Genomic DNA, 18,610 nt, shown 5'->3' on the forward strand with positions numbered 1-18,610 from the left:
GCAACCAAAAGGTGAACTAAAAGAGAACATACCGAAAACAAACCGGTGGAGGCACCCATGCTCACGTCAAAACAACAGCAACTTCTTCGCTTCATTCAAAAACGGCTTTCTGAAAATGGTGTTTCTCCATCCTTTGACGAGATGAAAGACGCGTTGGGCCTCAAATCAAAGTCTGGCGTTCACCGGTTGATTAACGCTCTGGAAGAACGAGGTTTCATTCGCCGGATGGCAAACCGCGCCCGTGCACTAGAAATACTCAAGATGCCTGACAGCCCGGTTTCAGCCAAACCTAGCGAAACCAACGTGGTTATGCCTGATTTTGGCAAAAAGAATGACAGGCTACCAGCCTCCGAGCAAGAGGCCGGTGTGGAAATTCCCCTGCATGGTCGAATTGCCGCCGGCACACCAATTGAAGCACTTGAGAACCGAGATAATTTTGTCTCCATCCCACCCCATATGCTGGGACGCGGAAACTGCTATGCACTTGAAGTTTCTGGTGATTCTATGATCGAACTCGGTATATTAGATGGTGACACAGTCGTGATTGAAAGCGCGAATACCGCGCGTGATGGTGAAGTTGTTGTGGCTCTGGTGGATCGTGAAGAGGCGACGCTTAAAACATTGCGGCGCAACGGCCAATTCATTGAACTGGTACCGGCCAACCGTGACTACTCAACGCAGGTACTCGAGGCCGGTCGAGTGCAAGTGCAGGGACGGCTTGTTGGCCTCCTGCGGCAATATCATCATTAAACTCCACCTGCACTAACGGTCAGAAGCATAATGCCAAGGACGGTTTCCTAACGGCTTGCTAAAGGCGATAGTTAGCTTTCCGTCATTATCATAAATTGCCAGAGGTGAAGTAGTATCCATATCTTCTTCAGGCACATAGATGCCTGTGCCGTGGCAGTATCGTTGCCACCTCTTTGTTCCGATAACAATGTCATCGCCATCACATGCTCGCCTCAGGGCGCTCATAGACTTGAGAACAGTAACATAGCGATTATTTCCGACCGCTGTACGGCACGCATAAGCATCACAATGCCTGTGAAGAACTCCTACGCCTCCCTCAGGGTTAAGTCCCCAATAACGCAGCCAACTCTCATCTCGAAAACCGTCTCGGCGTCCCCCGACTATCAACAACCTCCCTGAAGACTGATCCGCACGACCTATGACCCGCCCACTATTGTCGACAAGAATATCGGCCGTAGTGCCATATGGCGCCATTATTGCGATCAGATAGAGTGCCCCAGCAATACCCACAACACGAGTGCTCCTCATCACCAACATAACGATGAATAAGATACTGCTAGCCAGGAGGAAAACGTCGGACGGCGCACCAGACCTAAAGACCGCATAGGGCATCGACGCGAAATAGTGGGAAAGGTCGATGACAACCTCCAACCCCAAGCCAAGAACCACTAACGGCCAATGATGCAGCCCTATACTCATCAGCGCCACGCTTACAAGTGCGAGCGGCATAACAACCATGCTCATGAACGGTACAACAATGACGTTCGCGACAATCCCAATGATTGAGAGCGTTTGAAAATGATAAAGGGCAAATGGTGCTATCGCGAACTGCGATATGAGGCTGGTTAAAGCCATGAAACCTAAATAACGGGTTATGCGTTCCAATCCACCGGCCTGGTGCCCTACCCGCATCCAATCAAACTTTGAAAGCCATTCGTAAACCGCAACCAGCGCTGCAGTTGCAGCAAACGACATCTGGAAGCTCACGCTTAAGATGGTTTCTGGCCAAATTGTAAGAATACTAAGCGCCGCTAACGCTATACTTCTAAGCGAGAGTACACGCCGATCAACCAGGACGGCCAACAAGGCCACACTGATCATGATAAATGCTCGCACCGTGGCAACCCCCATGCCAGATAACATCAGGTATGACAGAGCGATTCCCCAAGCGAGAACGGCGGCGATCTTCTTAGGGCGCATTCTTAAGGCGATAGCTGGCACAGCGGCAAACGCATACTCAAAAATAAAGAATGCTGCAGCTGTGATTAGACCCATATGTAACCCGGATATGGCCAATAGATGCGCCAAACCAGCGTCCCTTATAGAGGCAGCAGTCTCCTTATCAATTAGATGGCGATAGCCAACTATCAGTGCAACAGCAACTGCCCCCGCTTGACCCGGAACTACCTCCGTTATCTGGTCTGCGATACTGCGGCGTATATCATTGACGACGCCCGTAAATTTTGTGCTCTGCTCTGGTTGATCGAGTACCTTTATCGCTGAAGCGGCATAGCCTTCCGCGCCAATGCGCTCAAAAAATGCTCGCCGCGCAAAATCAAATCCGCCAGGCACGGCTGGCCCCGAGGGAGGTGTAAGGATTGCCTTTAGACTGACATGGTCCCCAGCCTCAATCGGTTCGGTCGCTTTGGTCCTTACAATCAATCGGACATAGGAGGGTAAGCCTTGGGAGGTCTGGTTAATTCTAGTAGGACTGATAATCATTCGAGGTGCTTTATCTGGCCTCACCTCATATTCTGCAACGACACCTTCCAGAGTGACAAATCTCTCAACAGTGAACCGCGGTGCGGATACATGGGCCACACGGATGCTCGACGCCAAAAAACCCAACAGTAGCATCACAAAACAGAGGGCAGCGCCATTTCGCCACGCGCGCCTAATTGTAACAAGGGCGACGGTCACTCCTGTGAGTGCCAGAAAGAACGTTACGCCCGGCAGGTCCCAGGGAAACCATATATAGAAACCACATGCCACGCCGAAGCAGATTGTCAGCCCGATCAGCCGCCATTCACTATGCAGCGTAATACTGCCATCGGGCTTGCCGCTTTTGGCAAGAAACTCCTTCAGTTGCCTCAGCATAAATAGTCCACCCCCATCCAACCAACAAAGCAACCACTGACGAACACTCTACCTTGTAGGAAGCGTCCAAAAAAAACAGATAATATTTTTTTGCTCTGCAGCAATTTGTGTTGTTCGAAAACTTGTGCTAAAAGCCTTCCAAGATTTCTTCACTGGCGCTACAGCACATTTCCAGTGCCGGTATTTTGTTAGAAACAACAAAGGTTTAGATCCTGAGCATGCACAGTGACATGCCCAAAGTGGTAACGCGGTTTGCGCCGTCTCCAACCGGCTTCCTCCACATCGGTGGTGCCCGGACAGCTCTCTATAATTGGCTCTTTGCTCGTCATCATGGTGGCGACTTCTTACTTCGCATCGAAGATACAGATAAGAAGCGCTCTACCAATGAGGCAATCGAAGCTATTCTGCACGGCATGAAGTGGCTCGGGCTTGACTGGGATGGTGAAGCCGTCAGTCAAGCGGCACGTGCTGACCGCCATAAGGAAGTTGCCCTGGCAATGCTCGAGAACGGCAATGCCTACCGCTGTTATGCAACAGCGGAAGAACTCTCGGAAGAGCGTGAAAAAGCCCGTGCTGAGGGCCGTAACTTCCGTGGTGATCTATGGAGAGATCGCGAGCCCGACGAAGAAGTAGAAAAGCAGCCCTACTCTATCCGCATCAAAATGCCACGTGACGGCGAAGTAACGATTGCGGATGCAGTTCAGGGTGACGTAACCGTTAAAAATGCTGAACTGGATGACATGATCATCCTTCGTTCCGACGGCACCCCAACCTACATGCTTGCTGTTGTTGTTGATGACCATGACATGGGCGTAACGCATGTCATTCGCGGCGATGACCACCTCAACAACGCCTTTCGGCAATATCAGATTTATACTGCGATGGGCTGGGCAACCCCGGTGTTTGCGCACATCCCCCTTATTCACGGTCCTGACGGCAAAAAGCTGTCCAAACGGCACGGTGCATTGGGTGTTGAGGGCTATGAGGAGATGGGCTTCCTGCCTGAAGCCATGCGGAACTATCTGCTTCGGTTGGGGTGGAGCCACGGTGACGACGAAATCATTACGACCCAACAGGCTATCGAATGGTTCACCCTTGATAACGTGGGCCGTAGCCCTGCGCGTTTCGACTTCGATAAGCTCGATAACCTCAACAATCACTATATTCGCGAGGCCGATACTAATCGTCTCTTGTCAATTTTGCAAAGTGCACTAGAAAATAATGTGGGTCATGCACTCACGGAGACAGAGGCATCAAGGATTATACGCGCGATGCCTGCGCTCACGGAACGGGCAAACAGGCTGCCTGAACTTGTTGAAAGCGCGTCTCTTTTTTGTAACACACGACCGTTAGACCTAACGGAAAATGCTGCTAAGCAACTGACGGAGGAAACTCTTCCTGTGATTGCTGGAGTAGCGAACGAATTGGAAGCCCTCACCGACTGGAATGGATCGGTGATCAAAGCTGCCATTATGGCTTTTGCTGAAGCAGAAGCCCTTAAACTAGGCAAAGTGATGCAACCGATAAGGGCCGCCGTGACCGGAGGGAAACAGTCCGGCGACCTCGTAGAAACTCTGGAGATATTAGGCCAGAGCGAGACGATCGGTCGCTTGAGGGACCGCGTTGCCGCGTAATCCTTTAGTCCGGACACCCGGACGATTGATTTATGAGAAGGAGTAAGGACCATGTCGAATGATCCCCTTAAACTGGCCGGCGCCGGCGCTGACGTCGATCTTCCTATCATGGAGGGGTCTGTAGGTCCGAAGGTAATGGATATCCGGAAACTTTATGCACAAACCGGAATGTTTACCTTTGACCCTGGTTTTACGTCCACAGCAAGCTGTGAGTCTAAAATCACCTATATCGACGGTGAAAAAGGTGAGCTTCAGTATCGCGGCTACCCGATTGAGCAGTTGGCTGCGAACAGTGACTTCATGGAAGTCTGCTACATCCTGTTGTTTGGCGAACTGCCAACCAAGGCGGAAAAAGAGAAATTTGTTCACGATATTACCCATCACACGATGGTTCATGAGCAGCTTCACCGCTTCTTCAGCGGTTTCCGTCGCGATGCTCACCCAATGGCGATCATGGTTGGTGTCGTTGGTGCTTTGGCTGCCTTCTATCATGACAGCACAGACATCAATGACCCTCACCAGCGGATGGTGGCAAGCTACCGCCTGATTGCGAAGATCCCTACAATCGCGGCAATGGCCTACAAATATTCTGTTGGCCAGCCATTTGTATACCCACGCAACGAACTATCTTACGCCGGGAACTTCCTTCATATGATGTTCTCGGTTCCGGCTGAGGAATACAAAGTTAGCCCTACGCTTGAAAAAGCGATGGATCTGATTTTCATTCTTCACGCGGATCATGAACAGAATGCATCTACATCAACCGTGCGCTTGGCTGGGTCATCGGGCGCCAACCCATTTGCCTGTATCGCTGCAGGTATTGCATGCCTGTGGGGACCAGCTCACGGCGGTGCAAATGAGGCCTGCCTGAACATGCTTCAGGAAATTGGCACAGTTGACCGTATTCCTGAGTTTGTTGCGCGCGCGAAAGACCGAAACGATCCGTTCCGTCTTATGGGCTTTGGTCACAGGGTTTATAAAAACTTTGACCCTCGTGCGACCGTTATGCGTGACACAGCACACAAGGTTCTTAAAGAGCTGGGTGTTGATGACCCGCTCTTTGATGTCGCCATGGAGCTGGAAAAGATTGCGCTTGAGGACGAATATTTCGTCCAAAAGAAACTTTATCCGAATGTGGACTTCTATTCCGGCATCATTTTGAAAGCGATGGGCTTCCCTACAGCCATGTTCACCGTGCTCTTTGCTCTCGCTCGTACGGCCGGTTGGATTGCGCAGTGGAAAGAAATGGTGGAAGACCCAACTCAAAAGATCGGTCGTCCTCGTCAGCTATACACCGGCGCGCCAAAACGCGATTACGTGCAAGTTGATAAGCGCGGATAACAATCTTCTTATATCAAACGTAAAGGGCTGCGAATTTCGCAGCCCTTTTCATTTAACCAAGGACGCCACACAAAGCGTGACGTCGTTGATCGTTATCTCGTTAGAAATTGGCGCGTAGGGAAACACCAATTGTTCTAGGCTCGACCTTGATCGTCGCGTCCGGGTCAAACGGGGGCCTACGCATTGCCCGTATAACACCGCGTCCATCGAACAGATTGTTAGCGAAGATGGATAATTCAAGATTATCCCAACGAGTACCAACACGAAGGTTGGAAACAAAATAGCCGTCCATTTCCCTGAAGTTAGGGTCGTCTTCTGAGAAGTGACTATTCCTTTCACCTACATACTGAACATTCGCCCATATAAAGCCATCCATCGTGTCGGTAAGCGGCCGCACATAGTCAGCGGAAGTATTGAACGCAAATTCTGGCACGAAGGGAGCGTTATCGCCCTTCTCTGCCCCAAGATTCGGAACATCCTGCGCAAGCTCAGAGTTGATGTAAGTACCGCCGAAATACAGGCTTAGATTTTCAGTGACCCTTGTATTCAGCTCCAGTTCGATACCCTGGCTGGTCGCTTCGCCAACGTTTTCCTTGAAGCCAAAACCGCACTCGAAACCACGCGATGTCTGCATGTCTTGCCACTTGATGTGGAAATAGCTCGCATTCAATGTCACCCGACCATCAGCCAGCGTGTTTTTGCTGCCAATCTCATAGTTCCAAGTCTTGTCAGGGTTGAAGAAGCGGGTATCGCCACCTTCACGTTCTACTTGAGCCAACTCATCCGCGCACACAGACTCTGGTATTGCACCGTTAATGCCACCATAACGGAAACCTTTGGCCACCTGAACGTATACGAGATTATCGTCATTGATTTGATAGGAAACGTTAAACTTCGGGTTCACCCCATCAACTGTGCTTTGCGGGCGTACGTCGCTGTTGGAGCCCCCGTTAAACAAACCAGATTGATAGAACTCGATATCCTGCTTCCAGTTGAAGTACCGAAGGCCTGCCGTGAAGGTGAATTTATCCCACGTATAATAGGCTTCCCCAAACAGCGCGTAAGTTTTGACCTCTAAGTCATCATAGCCGTAGTAGAGGTGATCCTTTGGTGCCCCGAAGTTACTGGAATCGCCAAGAACTGCATCGGCGCCCGGCACAGGGAACGTATTGAGGTAAAATACATCCTTCTTGTCCAGATAGGCGCCCACTGTCCACTGAAGTGGAGATTCCGTTTGTGAAGCAAGCCTGACCTCCTGCACAAATACGTCTGTATCCGTTGTATCGATCAACTCATGCGGCACAATTTGTGGCGGCAGAGTGTCGAACAGGAGATCAAGAGACCTACGGTTAACGACCTGGCGATCAAAATATGAGGTTGACGAAACGATCTCACCCCACCCTAAGTCATAGTTGAGCGTGAGGTTATAGATTTGCATCTCATCGTCATATCCGTCGTTTGATGGATAATCACGCGAGAACAAAGGTGTGTGGTCGAGGTCTTCCGGGCGACCATTGTCCGAATAGTCATGATGGAAGAATGAGAAATCCGCAGTAAAGTTTTCATTCACCTGAAGACGAGCAGATACCCGCGCACCAACAGCTCTGCCGTTGTTGATATCCTTTTCGCCGGTCAGAACGTTATCTATATAACCGCCATTCTTCTCATAATAAGCTGAGGTGCGAAGTGCAAACTTGTCTTCCACCACTGGAATGTTCACCAGCGCTTTGACATCGTAGTTCTCACCACCCTTGTTGATGGTCGAAAGCGATGCGTCAACTTTACCTTCAAATTCCCTCAGATTAGGCTTCTTAGAAACGAGCCGGATAGTCCCCGTCATCGAACCTGCACCGTACAAGGTTCCTTGTGGTCCACGTAGAACCTCAACACGCTCCAGATCGAACAGGCCCAGTTCCGGGTTTAGCGCGCCAGTTGAGATCGGAATTTCGTCAAGGTAGATGCCAACGGTTTCCTGATTTTGGGTATCATTGTCATTGGCACCACTTGACGTATTTGCCACGCCGCGAATGACTAGCCGAGTGCGGCCCGGTCCGTTCTGATAAGCGGTCAAGCTCGGCACAGATGCCAGAAGATCAGTGTAGTCGGATGCCCCCATCTTCTCTATGAGGCCTTCAGAGACCACATTGATGCTCATAGGAATATCCATCATGGATTCGGAGCGCTTCCGAGATGTAACCACAATCTCTTCAAACGTCATATCACTGTTATCAGCTTGCTGAGCTGACACGCTACCGCTCAATGCGGAAGCCCCCAGCAAACCCAGTGCTAAGCACTGCGAAATAGCGGTAGAAGCCGCCAACCCTTCCCTGAAAATGCTGCGTTGTCTCGCGCAGGCATCAAGTTTTTTATTCATGGCTGTTAACCCTCATTGTCAGAGCAATCCTGTTATTGCTTCCCGGATGATATTGAAATTTTCTGACAAGGAATTATGCGGTCATCCAAAATAACATTGAGATCGTCAATTCCGCATAAGCAGAAATTACCAGCCAAGGTTGGGCTACTGAAGGATAGCCGCTTCAGGCGAAACACGGATGTCTTTCGGCAAAAGGCCGTACTTGCGCTTAAACGCAGCGGTGAAGTTCGCTGCATAATCGTAACCTACAATCTCTGCAACTTCCTGCACGGAGAGGTCCCGATTACTTAAAAGCTCTCGCGCTTTATCAAGACGATAATCCTGAGAGAAGGCAAAGATGCTGATTCCAAAAACCTTTTTAAATTCCGCACTCAATGTGCTGCGGTTTAGGCCAACCTCCCTTGCTAGGGTCGCTATGGATGGCGGTTTCATATAATTCGCAATGAGGATTTGGTGTGCCCGGTGCACCTTTTTTCGCACACTTTGCTTCGGCCCAGTCAGCGTCGGGCGATTACCAAGGTATTCATCCTCAACTTCTTGGAAAAGCCTGCACAACAGCTCAACCATCTTGGCTTGCACGTAAGCGCTGCGTCGCCCGCCTTCAAACCGCATTTTCAGGACATCATGCACGACATTTATTGTGTGCGCCGACATGGGGAAGTTATACGGGGGGCGTGTTCCTCCGGGCCCAAACACCAAGTCACGTAGAAGCGGAGGCAAACGATCGCCATCCAGATGGAACCTGTCTCGAAGGATTGCCGGCTCAAGGTGAAAGCTAACCGAACAAAGGTGACTGTTGCTGTCGATTGTTAGGTCAAAGTCTTTGGATTGTTTTATGTGCAGAACAGAAGCGCTGCATTGTGGAATATCGATGCTTCTCTTACCCGCGAGACGCACGGACATCTTACCCGACAGCACAAACCGCACCGTGATCACATCCTGTTTTGGCGTAATCGTCTCATGATAGGCACGGTGATATAACCCGTCTGCCACGCAGATAAGAATGCCACTATCCGGGCGAAAAAGCTCCCAGTATCCTGAGGCTACCCGGTCGTTCAGTTCCAATCGCACACCGTTTGCTGACGCGGCTTCACCAACCTTGAAGAAGTCATAGGGTGTGGTCTTGTTTTGAAAATCATCGTTAAAACCGGCATATATCCGGTTAAGATCATTGACGGGAAACTTATACATATGCCGACCTCGCTCGCCGAACAGCTTTCTATCTGAGCTGCATCTTTAGTAAAAGATAACGCAATATATGCTAACTTCAAATTGGCATTGCTAAGCATTCGGCATACAGCAACTTTAGCGTCCAATAAAAAAGGCGGCCCAAACGACCGCCTTCTATCTACATTGAAATGCGATTGGGTTAATTTCCGCCCAACATTGCCGTCAAGGTTGCTTCAGTTACCAACTCACTGTCTACATAGGCTTTGGCGTCAAACTTCCAAACGGCGCCACGGCCGCGAACTTTCTCAAGTTTCATTTCCAAACGATCACCCGGCATAACTGGCTTCCTAAATTTAGCACCATCAATTGCCATGAAATAGACCACTTTGCCTTTTGCATCATCCCCAAGGAAGTCAATCGCAAGGGCACCTGCCGTTTGTGCCATAGCCTCAAGGATCAAAACCCCCGGCATGACTGGCTTCTGTGGGAAATGCCCAGGAAAGAACGGTTCATTCATTGTGACATTCTTGATCCCTGTACCGCTTTCGCCCGGCACGATATCAACAACTTTATCCACAAGCAGGAACGGATACCGGTGCGGTATCAGTTCCATGATTTTTTCGATATCGAATGTCATTATTGACAGCCTAGTTCAAGCTATTGCTGTGCAGGCTGCTCAGCAGCAGGGGCATCGCCTGCTTTTGGCAGATTAAGCGTCACATTTGGCAACTCAGCGTCAAGCTTCTCAATAAATTGTGTCGTAACATCGATACCAGCCGCGGAACCAAGAAGAAGGCGCTTCATCATGATCACCTGCGCATTGCGCTCAGCGAGAAGGCTGCGGATTACAGGCTGACGCGCACGCTCAACCTGCACCATTGCTTCTTGACGTAGCTGGTCAAAGACATACTCGAGCTGAGCAAGTTCTTGCTGGAAGCGCACGTATGTCTGCTCCAGCTTCTTCTTTTCTTCCTCGTATTTGTCGTTGCCGATAATAGCCTTACGCTTCTCAAGGTCCGCGAGTTGCTGCTCAATAGCACCGCCGCGCGTTACCATTTGCCGACGCTGGAGAATGCTCTGACGCAGCTCATTGGTCTGCAGATTGAAATCTTTATAAGCCGCAGCCTCACGCTCAACGCGCTCGTCATCGACAGTAAGCACTTGCGCTGTTGAAGCCGCACTGATCCCCACCAATGCAGCGACAGCAACCATGCCAAGTTTAAGTGTTTTGAAGAACGTACCCATTTTATATTCCCTATGATCTTTTTTAGAATGTCGTGCCGACATTGAACTGCAGCGTTTGCGTCCGGTCACCCAGCTGTTTACGCAGCTGTTTGGAAAGGTCGATCCGGAACGGGCCAAACGGTGACTGCCAGGAGAAGCCAATACCAACCGACAGGCGTGGCTTGGCGCTGTTCCCTGACATACAGTTCAGGTTCAGCCCCGAGAAGTCGTTATCAAGTACCGCAGCGTCATACTCTGAACGGCTGAAGGTACATGCCTGCAGCGCGTCCTCCTGAGCACGGAACAGTGAACCAACGTCAACAAACGCCGATGCATTAATCCCGCTTTCGAGTGCCGCATCACCGAGCGGGAAGAATAGTTCACCCCGGCCAATGTAGTAAGCGGTACCACCAATCGCTTGGTTATTACCGAAGTCCCTCGGGCCCATACCTGCGGTATCAAACCCGCGGATACGGGGGCCACCAATGAAGAACTTGTCAGATAGGCGCACATCCTGGCCCAGCCCGTGGATAATACCAGCTTCACCACCAAGACGGAAAGTCCAGCCTTCCCATGGTGTCCAATAGTTGTCGGTCGTAACCGTCGAGCGCAGATATCTTACATCGCCCCCAAGGCCAGCAAAGTCTTGGCTAAAGAAGAAGTTATGTCCGCGTGTTGGTCGAATGATGCTATTGCGAGTATCGAAACCTACGGTGTAGCCAACAATCGACTGATAGCGTTTACCGATAGAGTCCTGAACACCGCGGCTCAGTGCGACCTGCTTCTCTTCCTGACTGATGGTACCATTGCCGTCTGCATCAAAGTCATTGAGATCAACTACACCGTCATTATTGCTATCGAAGCGACTAACGCGCCGATCAAACTCAACCTGATCGGTAATGCCGTTTGTAGTCCGTGCGTTAAAGTAGGTGTCATACACCGCGTTCAAATAGTTATCGAGCAGCGACACGTCATCCTGCCTAAGCGTATAACGAGTGGACAGTGTCCAGAACTCGTTAATTGCCATACCTGCACGGAGCGAGAAACCGATAGACTTGGTATCGAAGTACGAACCGTAGCTGCTGCTGTCAATCTTGCGAGCAAAGATATCAAAACCAGCCGCAACATTCCGTCCCATGAAATAAGGCTCGGTAAAGCCGAGGTCGATCTCTTGCCGCGTACCAGACAGGCGCAGGCCAAGTCGAAGGTCCTGCCCCTTACCCATTAGATTTCTCTCGCGGATGGAGAAGTCGAAGATGAAATTCTCAAGGCTTGAGAAACCAGCGCCGAGGTTAAGTTCACCTGTCGCCTGTTCTTCAACATTAACCTCAAGCACCATACGATCCGGTTGGCTGCCCTGAACCTGCTCAACTTCCACTTCGCGGAAGAAGTTCAAACGGTTGAGACGGTTTTCAGACCGCGTAACGAGCGCGGAGTTAAAGGCATCGCCTTCCTGCAAACGGAACTCACGCCGGATAACCCGGTCGAGTGTACGCACGTTGCCAGTGATGTTAACGCGTTCGACATACACACGCGGTGCGTCAAGCACCCGGAAGTTGATATCGATTGTGCGCTCTTCACGATTCCGGTTGATCTGTGGGCGAACGTCAACGAAGGCATAGCCCAACAAGCCCGCCGCGTTTGAGAGCGCTTCGATTGTTTTCTCGATAGCTTCCGCGTTATAGGTGTCACCTTCCCGCATCAGCAGGAACGCTCGGAACAAATTGACATTGACGTCACGAATTTCGCTCTCAACGTCAATTTTCCCGAAGTTATAGATCTCGCCTTCATCTACCGTAAAGGTGATAAAGAAGTCTTTCCGGTCAGGCGTAAGCTCTGACACAGCAGAAACTGTACGGAAATCCGCGTACCCCTCATTCAGGTAGTGCTGCCGCAAGACCTGCTGATCATAGGCGAGGCGATCAGGGTCGAATGTGTCATTGGAGGTGAAGAGCTTCCACCAACGTGCTTGCTTCGTTGCGAGCACATCACGCAGGTCACCGTCACTGAACTTCTTGTTCCCGATAAATTTGATGCTGCTGACTTTTGTTTTCGGGCCTTCCTGAACCTCAAACAAGAGGTCGACCCGGTTCTGTTCAAGCTGTACCACCTTGGGCTCGATGATCGCGGCAAAGCGGCCAGAGCGGCGGTAGAGTTCGAGCATACGCTGCACGTCAGAGCGCACCTTCGCGCGGGTGAAAACCATCCGGGGACGAAGACGAACTTCTTCCAGAAGCTCTTCCCTATCCAGACGTTTATTTCCTTCGAATACAATACGGTTGATAATGGGGTTTTCAACTACGCGCACCAGAAGCGCGCCTTGCACTTCGGAGAGTTCAACGTCAGAGAAAAGACCCGTTGCGAAGAGAGCTTTCAGGCTTTCATCGAGTTTCACAGGATCAAATGGCTCACCTGGTGCCACAGAAAGATATGACGCGATAGTCTCAGGCTCAACGCGTTCGTTGCCGACCACGCTAATCTGGCGGATGATTGGTACCTGCTGGGCCGTTTGTTGCTGAGCCGACACTGACCCAGTAAACGATATCCCCCCGATGGTGAGCGCTAGAATAAAGCGCCACGTCAAACTCAGTTTATTTAAACGCAACTTTTCAGCCCATTCTTATTTTTTCGGCAACTTTGGCGGTGAAATTGGCCTAGAGTGCCATGGATTGCAAGTCATTCAGTGTTACAAGAAGCATAAAAATCAGCATTAGGGCAAAACCCGCCACAAATCCGGCTTCCTGAGCCTTCTTGCTAAGCGGTGAACCCTTGATTGCCTCGAGCCCGTAATAGAGCAAATGGCCGCCATCTAACACCGGGATAGGCAATAGATTCAGTATTCCCAAATTCAACGACAGAAGCGCCAATAGCCAGATAAAGTTCTGCACACTGATATGAGCTGCTTCACCAACCATATTCGCAATTCGCGCCGGTCCACCCAGTTCCCGCACTGACCTTAAGCCCATGATCATCTGACCAAGGGTGGTAAAGATCGTATCGGTCATGGCTACCGTTTGCCTGCCGCCTTCAGCAAGTGCCCCTATCAGGCCAAGCTCAATGCGCTCAACTTGAGGAGAGCTTATACCAAGACGACCATATGGATACCGATTACCAAATCGGTCCTCCATATAAGCAATACCGAGTGTCACGACCTTGGTAATCTGCTCTCCGTTACGCTCCAACAACATGGTGACATCGCCACCAGGATACAGACGAACCACTGCGCCAACGTCAGAGAAGCGTTCAACTTCCTCGCCATTGATGCTGAGGATGCGATCGCCCGGTTGCAGACCAGCTTCAAATGCGGCCGACTCTTCAGCGACAGCTTCAATAATCGGATCAGACACCCCTATACCGTATGAATAGAAGAAAGCGGCGAATACGAGAGCTGCTGCGATCAAATTGATCGCTGGGCCGGCAAAAACGATAAGAGCCCGCTGCCACAACGGCTTAAAGTGATAGCAAACTTCCCTGTCCTCCGAACTCATGTCCTCCGGAACATCACCTGGGTTGCTGGCTGCAGAAGCATCGCCGAAGAACTTCACATAGCCACCAAGCGGCAGAATGCTAATTTTCCAGCGTGTTCCATTCTTATCTGTCCGGCCAATCAACTCCCGGCCCATACCGATAGAAAACGTATCCACTTTTACGCCGAACAAACGAGCTACCGCATAGTGTCCCCATTCGTGAATGAACACCAAAATGCTAAAACCACCAATGAATGCAGCTATCGTGAACAGAAGCCCTGGGCCCTCGGTTTCCATCTCTATCCTCGGTTTCTATCTCAACGTTTCCATCAGGCTCTATACACCAGAAGCGCCATCATTTTATATCGCACGCAACGCTAGTTGGTTTTGGGCAGCCTCTCGGGCAACCTTATCTATTTCAAATACATTCGAAAGCGATTGTGGCGCTTTAATGTCGCAGAGCGCTAAAGTGTCACTTACCACAGATGGAATATCAATAAAACGCAGCTTTTCCGACAAAAAAGCTGCCACAGCAACTTCATTGGCCGCGTTTAAAATGGCAGGTGCCGCACCGCCTGCTTCCAATGCTTCACGAGCAAGTGCCAGGCACCGAAAGGCCTCAAGGTCAACCTCCTCAAAAGTCAACGCACCAATCTCCGAAAGCGACAAGCGCTTTACTGGTGCTTCCATACGCTCAGGCCACGCGAGGCTGTATGCTATCGGCGTTCTCATGTCGGGTGAACCGAGCTGAGCAAGAACGCTCCCATCAGAATACTCTACCATCGAATGAACAACTGACTGGGGATGGACCACCACCTCTATTTGTGACTTCTTGATTGGGAAAAGATGGTAAGCCTCAATGATTTCTAGACCTTTATTCATCATGGTGGCAGAATCAACGGATATTTTAGCGCCCATGTCCCAATTGGGATGAGCGATAGCCTCGGCTGGTGTCACTGCTTTCAGGCTTTCATATGACCGCCCACGGAAGGGGCCACCTGACGCTGTCAGTATGACGCGCTCAACGCTGTTCGCGCGCTCCACTTCGAAAACCTGGTAGATGGCATTGTGCTCTGAATCGACAGGGAGAAGCGTGGCTCCGTGCACCCTCACCTCTTCCATCAGCAGATCACCCGCACACACCAAGCATTCTTTATTGGCAAGAGCCACCGTCGCACCCCGCCGCACGGCCGCCATGGTTGGTCTTAACCCGGCAGCCCCAACGATCGCGGCCATAACAATCTCAGCTTCGCGTTCTGCCGCCTCAATCAACCCTACTTCACCCGCCGCGACCTCAATCCCCGTACCGGCAAGCTGCTCTTTCAAAGCATCTAATTTTTTTTCGTCACCAATTACAGCCAGCTCGGCATTAAACTCTATAGCGAGCGCAGACAAATCTTCAACTTTACTGTAAGCAGTAAGAGATACCACCTTGAATTTATGAGAATTTCTTCGAACCAAATCTAAAGTGCTAAGGCCGACAGACCCAGTAGCACCAAGCACCGATATGCGCTTTATAGGATTAACACTCATCGCTAAAACTCAAAACCCAAATAGTACGACAGCAGAACAATACTCGCGACTGCTGGCGCAACGAATACTAGGCCATCAACTCGGTCGAGCAAACCGCCATGCCCAGGAATCAAGCCTCCTGAGTCCTTAACATTGAAGTGCCGCTTTACCGCACTTTCGAGGAGGTCCCCCACTTGGGCCCAAATCGCTAGTACGCCTGATAGAAGAACCACAATGAGTGTAGCTGCCGTAAAGGGCGCGATTTGGTGCATGATGACCGAGACCAACCCGCTGAGCACAACCCCACCCCAAAGTCCTGCCCATGTTTTCTTTGGGCTGATTTTAGGAGCGAGCTTTGGTCCGCCAATACCTTTACCAGCAAAATAACCACCAACATCCGTTGCCCATGTAATCAGAAACACCCAAAGAACCAAAAGGCCATTATCGTTCCTTAAAAACCATAGCGAAGAGATGGGCAACGCGACATATGCGACCCCTGTAAGCCACCAACCGACCGCAATGCCTGCACGAACGAGCAAGACACCAAGGAAAGCGAGCACGCCCAAGGCTGTCAGCACATGCCAGAACCTAATCTCCATAGTGCCATCTTCAAGCAGAAGGATCAGGGACACGATCAAGGCTGTCCCGGCAACTTTCTCAATCGCCCCACGCCTGTCCGTCAGTTGGCACCACTCCAGTATCATAAGCACACCCCCCAAAGCCAACAGGCCTGAGAACCAAACGCCACCCTCATAGGTGACCCATAGAACGGGCGGCAGCAAGAGAAGTGCGGACACTATGCGTTGAAAAAGATTATCTGAAAGGCCAAGGGGCATCTATTGTCCTATCATGGCCGAGCGCCAAAGCGCCTGTTCCTACCAAGGTAGTTGTCAACTGCGGCGGCAAAATCAGCTTTGGTGAAATCGGGCCAAAGTAAATCAAGAAACAAGAACTCGGCATATGCAGCTTGCCACAACAGGAAGTTGGATAACCGCTGTTCGCCGCTTGTGCGAATGATCAAATCTGGGTCTGGAATATCGCTGGTCCACAAACCATTCGAGAATCTTGCCTCATTCAACTGGTTAGGATCCGCCCTGCCTTCAGCCACCTCGTTCGCAAATGCCTTTGCCGCCTCAATTATTTCGTCACGGCTTCCGTAGCTGAGAGCAATAACAAGGGTCATGCGCGCGTTGGCTACGGTTTTCTTTTCGGCCTTCTCAATCATCTTGACAATATCAGCCGACAAACGGTCACGCCGACCAATTACTCGCAGCCGTACACCTTGTTTGTGAACAGTCTTCACTTCTCGCTGCAGATACAGCTTCAGAAGCGCCATCAGGTCTGTCACCTCTTCGGTCGGCCTATTCCAGTTTTCACTCGAAAAAGCATACAAGGTCAGCACCTTAACGCCACAATCAAGTGCACCCTCGATGGCTTCTCGAACCGCTTCGGCACCTTTTTTGTGCCCCGAAGAACGTGATTTACCGTTTTTCGTCGCCCACCTGCCGTTGCCATCCATAATAATGGCTACGTGAGAAAGAGACGAGACTCCGGAAGTATCTTCAGCACATTGATGTGCACTAGCAGCCATATTAAACCTGCATGATTTCTTTTTCTTTGCTTTGCAGCTGTTCGTCTATCACCCCAACAAATTTGTTCGTCAGGTCCTGCACCTCGTCTGCGTACATCTTATGATCGTCTTCGCTGATCGTTTTATCTTTTTCCATGCGTTTCAGTTGGTCCATGCCATCACGGCGTACGTTACGCACCGCAATACGTGCCTGTTCCGCATATTTCCCAGCCACTTTTGCAAGCTCAGCCCGACGTTCTTCGTTCAACTCCGGAATAGGAATACGAACCAACTGCCCGTCGAGCATAGGATTGAGACCAAGCCCTGCGTTACGGATAGCTTTTTCAACTGCTGATGCGTTGGCCTTATCCCAGACCTGAACGCTCAACATGCGAGGCTCTGGAACCGAGACTGTACCGACTTGGTTCAAAGGCATGTTTGAGCCATATACGTCGACCGTCACAGGATCCAACATACTTGTGGTTGCACGCCCCGACCGCAGGCCAGCAAATTCATGCTTTAGCGCATCAACTGCGCCCTTCATGCGGCGTTCGATGTCACTTAAGTCTAAATCGTCATCACTCATATTATTGCTCCTCACCTACAGTGGTACAGATGCCTTTCCCTTGCAGAACATCGACAAGCGCGTTCTGGGCGTGGATGGAAAAGACAACGATCGGAATATTATTTTCGCGGCTAAGCGAGATGGCAGACGCGTCCATAACCTTCAGGTCCTGGGTCAATACATCCATATAGCTCAAGCTTTCATAGCGAACCGCAGATCGATCTTTTTTGGGGTCAGCGTTATAGACCCCGTCCACCTGCGTACCCTTCAGAAGAGCGTTACAGTTCATCTCCGCAGCCCTCAAGGCTGCCGCTGTATCGGTAGTGAAGAATGGGTTTCCAGTACCAGCAGCGAATATAACGACACGCCCCTTCTCCAGGTGCCTAATAGCACGACGACGAATGTAGGGTTCACTAACACTCGCCATGGGAATGGCGGAAAGTACCCTCGTATCAACACCGACCTTTTCAAGCGCATTTTGAAGTGCCAACGCGTTCATAACTGTGGCCAGCATACCCATATAGTCAGCGGTAGATCGGTCGAGCCCTTCAGCGGCACCCTTTAGCCCCCGGAAGATATTCCCACCACCGACAACAACACAAACCTCAGTGCCAATCTCGCGCGCTTGTTTTATCTCTCGGGACACTCGGGCGGCGGTTTCCGGATCGATACCGTAACTCCCACCTCCCATCAATGCTTCGCCTGACAATTTCAGAAGCACACGCTTATATTTAGGCCCACTGGACATCGCCTGCATTCTCCCCTGTGCCATTGCCGCCCGCCGCAGCTTATCTGCTAGGCCTTACAAAGGCTACCGTAGTTTTATCTAAATTTTTTCCGAGACTTAAGCAGAAATTGCCCAAATCGACATTTGCTCATAAAAAAGCCCAGGAGAAACCTCCTGGG

General features: G+C 50.7%; 15 protein-coding genes. 3 read left to right on the forward strand and 12 right to left on the reverse strand.

What is annotated here, in order from left to right:
* The first annotated feature begins 57 nt into the window (after positions 1-57).
* A complete protein-coding gene (lexA, locus tag ACN0XZ_RS07660; RefSeq protein ID WP_417457147.1) occupies positions 58-750 on the forward strand; it encodes a transcriptional repressor LexA in 693 nt (230 codons plus the stop codon).
* A 12-nt stretch (positions 751-762) separates the two neighbouring features.
* Here lexA and ACN0XZ_RS07665 read toward each other — a convergent pair whose 3' ends face one another.
* Entirely contained in the window at positions 763-2,847 is a 2,085-nt protein-coding gene (locus ACN0XZ_RS07665; protein WP_417457148.1) for a ComEC/Rec2 family competence protein, read from the reverse strand.
* A 230-nt stretch (positions 2,848-3,077) separates the two neighbouring features.
* Between ACN0XZ_RS07665 and gltX the strand changes: the two genes are divergently transcribed.
* Positions 3,078-4,481, forward strand: a complete 1,404-nt coding sequence (gene gltX / locus ACN0XZ_RS07670) for a glutamate--tRNA ligase (protein ID WP_417457149.1) — start codon at positions 3,078-3,080, stop codon at positions 4,479-4,481.
* Positions 4,482-4,532: 51 nt separating this feature from the next.
* Positions 4,533-5,822: a citrate synthase gene (locus ACN0XZ_RS07675; RefSeq protein ID WP_417457150.1), complete on the forward strand. Its 1,290-nt coding sequence runs from the start codon at positions 4,533-4,535 to the stop codon at positions 5,820-5,822.
* A gap of 100 nt (positions 5,823-5,922) precedes the next feature.
* On the opposite strand, the gene ACN0XZ_RS07680 is transcribed toward ACN0XZ_RS07675, so the two are convergent.
* The 11 genes from ACN0XZ_RS07680 to pyrH form a co-directional block, all read right to left on the reverse strand.
* Entirely contained in the window at positions 5,923-8,196 is a 2,274-nt protein-coding gene (locus ACN0XZ_RS07680) for a TonB-dependent receptor (protein ID WP_417457151.1), read from the reverse strand.
* A 144-nt stretch (positions 8,197-8,340) separates the two neighbouring features.
* Entirely contained in the window at positions 8,341-9,387 is a 1,047-nt protein-coding gene (locus ACN0XZ_RS07685; protein ID WP_417457152.1) for a helix-turn-helix transcriptional regulator, read from the reverse strand.
* Positions 9,388-9,565: 178 nt separating this feature from the next.
* Entirely contained in the window at positions 9,566-10,003 is a 438-nt protein-coding gene (gene fabZ / locus ACN0XZ_RS07690) for a 3-hydroxyacyl-ACP dehydratase FabZ (RefSeq protein WP_417457153.1), read from the reverse strand.
* Positions 10,004-10,023: 20 nt separating this feature from the next.
* A complete protein-coding gene (locus ACN0XZ_RS07695; protein ID WP_417457154.1) occupies positions 10,024-10,611 on the reverse strand; it encodes a hypothetical protein in 588 nt (195 codons plus the stop codon).
* A gap of 22 nt (positions 10,612-10,633) precedes the next feature.
* Positions 10,634-13,195, reverse strand: a complete 2,562-nt coding sequence (gene bamA, locus ACN0XZ_RS07700) for an outer membrane protein assembly factor BamA (protein WP_417457155.1) — start codon at positions 13,193-13,195, stop codon at positions 10,634-10,636.
* 49 nt (positions 13,196-13,244) lie between these two features.
* A complete protein-coding gene (gene rseP, locus ACN0XZ_RS07705; protein ID WP_417457156.1) occupies positions 13,245-14,354 on the reverse strand; it encodes an RIP metalloprotease RseP in 1,110 nt (369 codons plus the stop codon).
* A 63-nt stretch (positions 14,355-14,417) separates the two neighbouring features.
* Positions 14,418-15,590 (reverse strand): 1-deoxy-D-xylulose-5-phosphate reductoisomerase, encoded by a 1,173-nt coding sequence (locus ACN0XZ_RS07710; protein WP_417457157.1) that lies wholly within the window; start codon positions 15,588-15,590, stop codon positions 14,418-14,420.
* Positions 15,591-15,592: 2 nt separating this feature from the next.
* Positions 15,593-16,405: a phosphatidate cytidylyltransferase gene (locus ACN0XZ_RS07715; protein ID WP_417457158.1), complete on the reverse strand. Its 813-nt coding sequence runs from the start codon at positions 16,403-16,405 to the stop codon at positions 15,593-15,595.
* An 11-nt stretch (positions 16,406-16,416) separates the two neighbouring features.
* Positions 16,417-17,160 (reverse strand): isoprenyl transferase, encoded by a 744-nt coding sequence (locus ACN0XZ_RS07720; protein ID WP_417457159.1) that lies wholly within the window; start codon positions 17,158-17,160, stop codon positions 16,417-16,419.
* Between the two features lies 1 nt (position 17,161).
* Complete coding sequence (frr, locus tag ACN0XZ_RS07725) at positions 17,162-17,725, reverse strand: ribosome recycling factor (RefSeq protein WP_417457160.1); 564 nt, start codon at positions 17,723-17,725, stop codon at positions 17,162-17,164.
* Between the two features lies 1 nt (position 17,726).
* Positions 17,727-18,452 carry a UMP kinase gene (gene pyrH, locus ACN0XZ_RS07730; protein WP_417457161.1) on the reverse strand — a complete coding sequence of 242 codons (726 nt, stop codon included), beginning with the start codon at positions 18,450-18,452 and terminating at the stop codon, positions 17,727-17,729.
* Positions 18,453-18,610 lie beyond the last annotated feature (158 nt).

The organism is Kordiimonas sp., assembly GCF_048264555.1.
In the GTDB taxonomy this organism is placed as follows: Bacteria; Pseudomonadota; Alphaproteobacteria; order Sphingomonadales; family Kordiimonadaceae; genus Kordiimonas.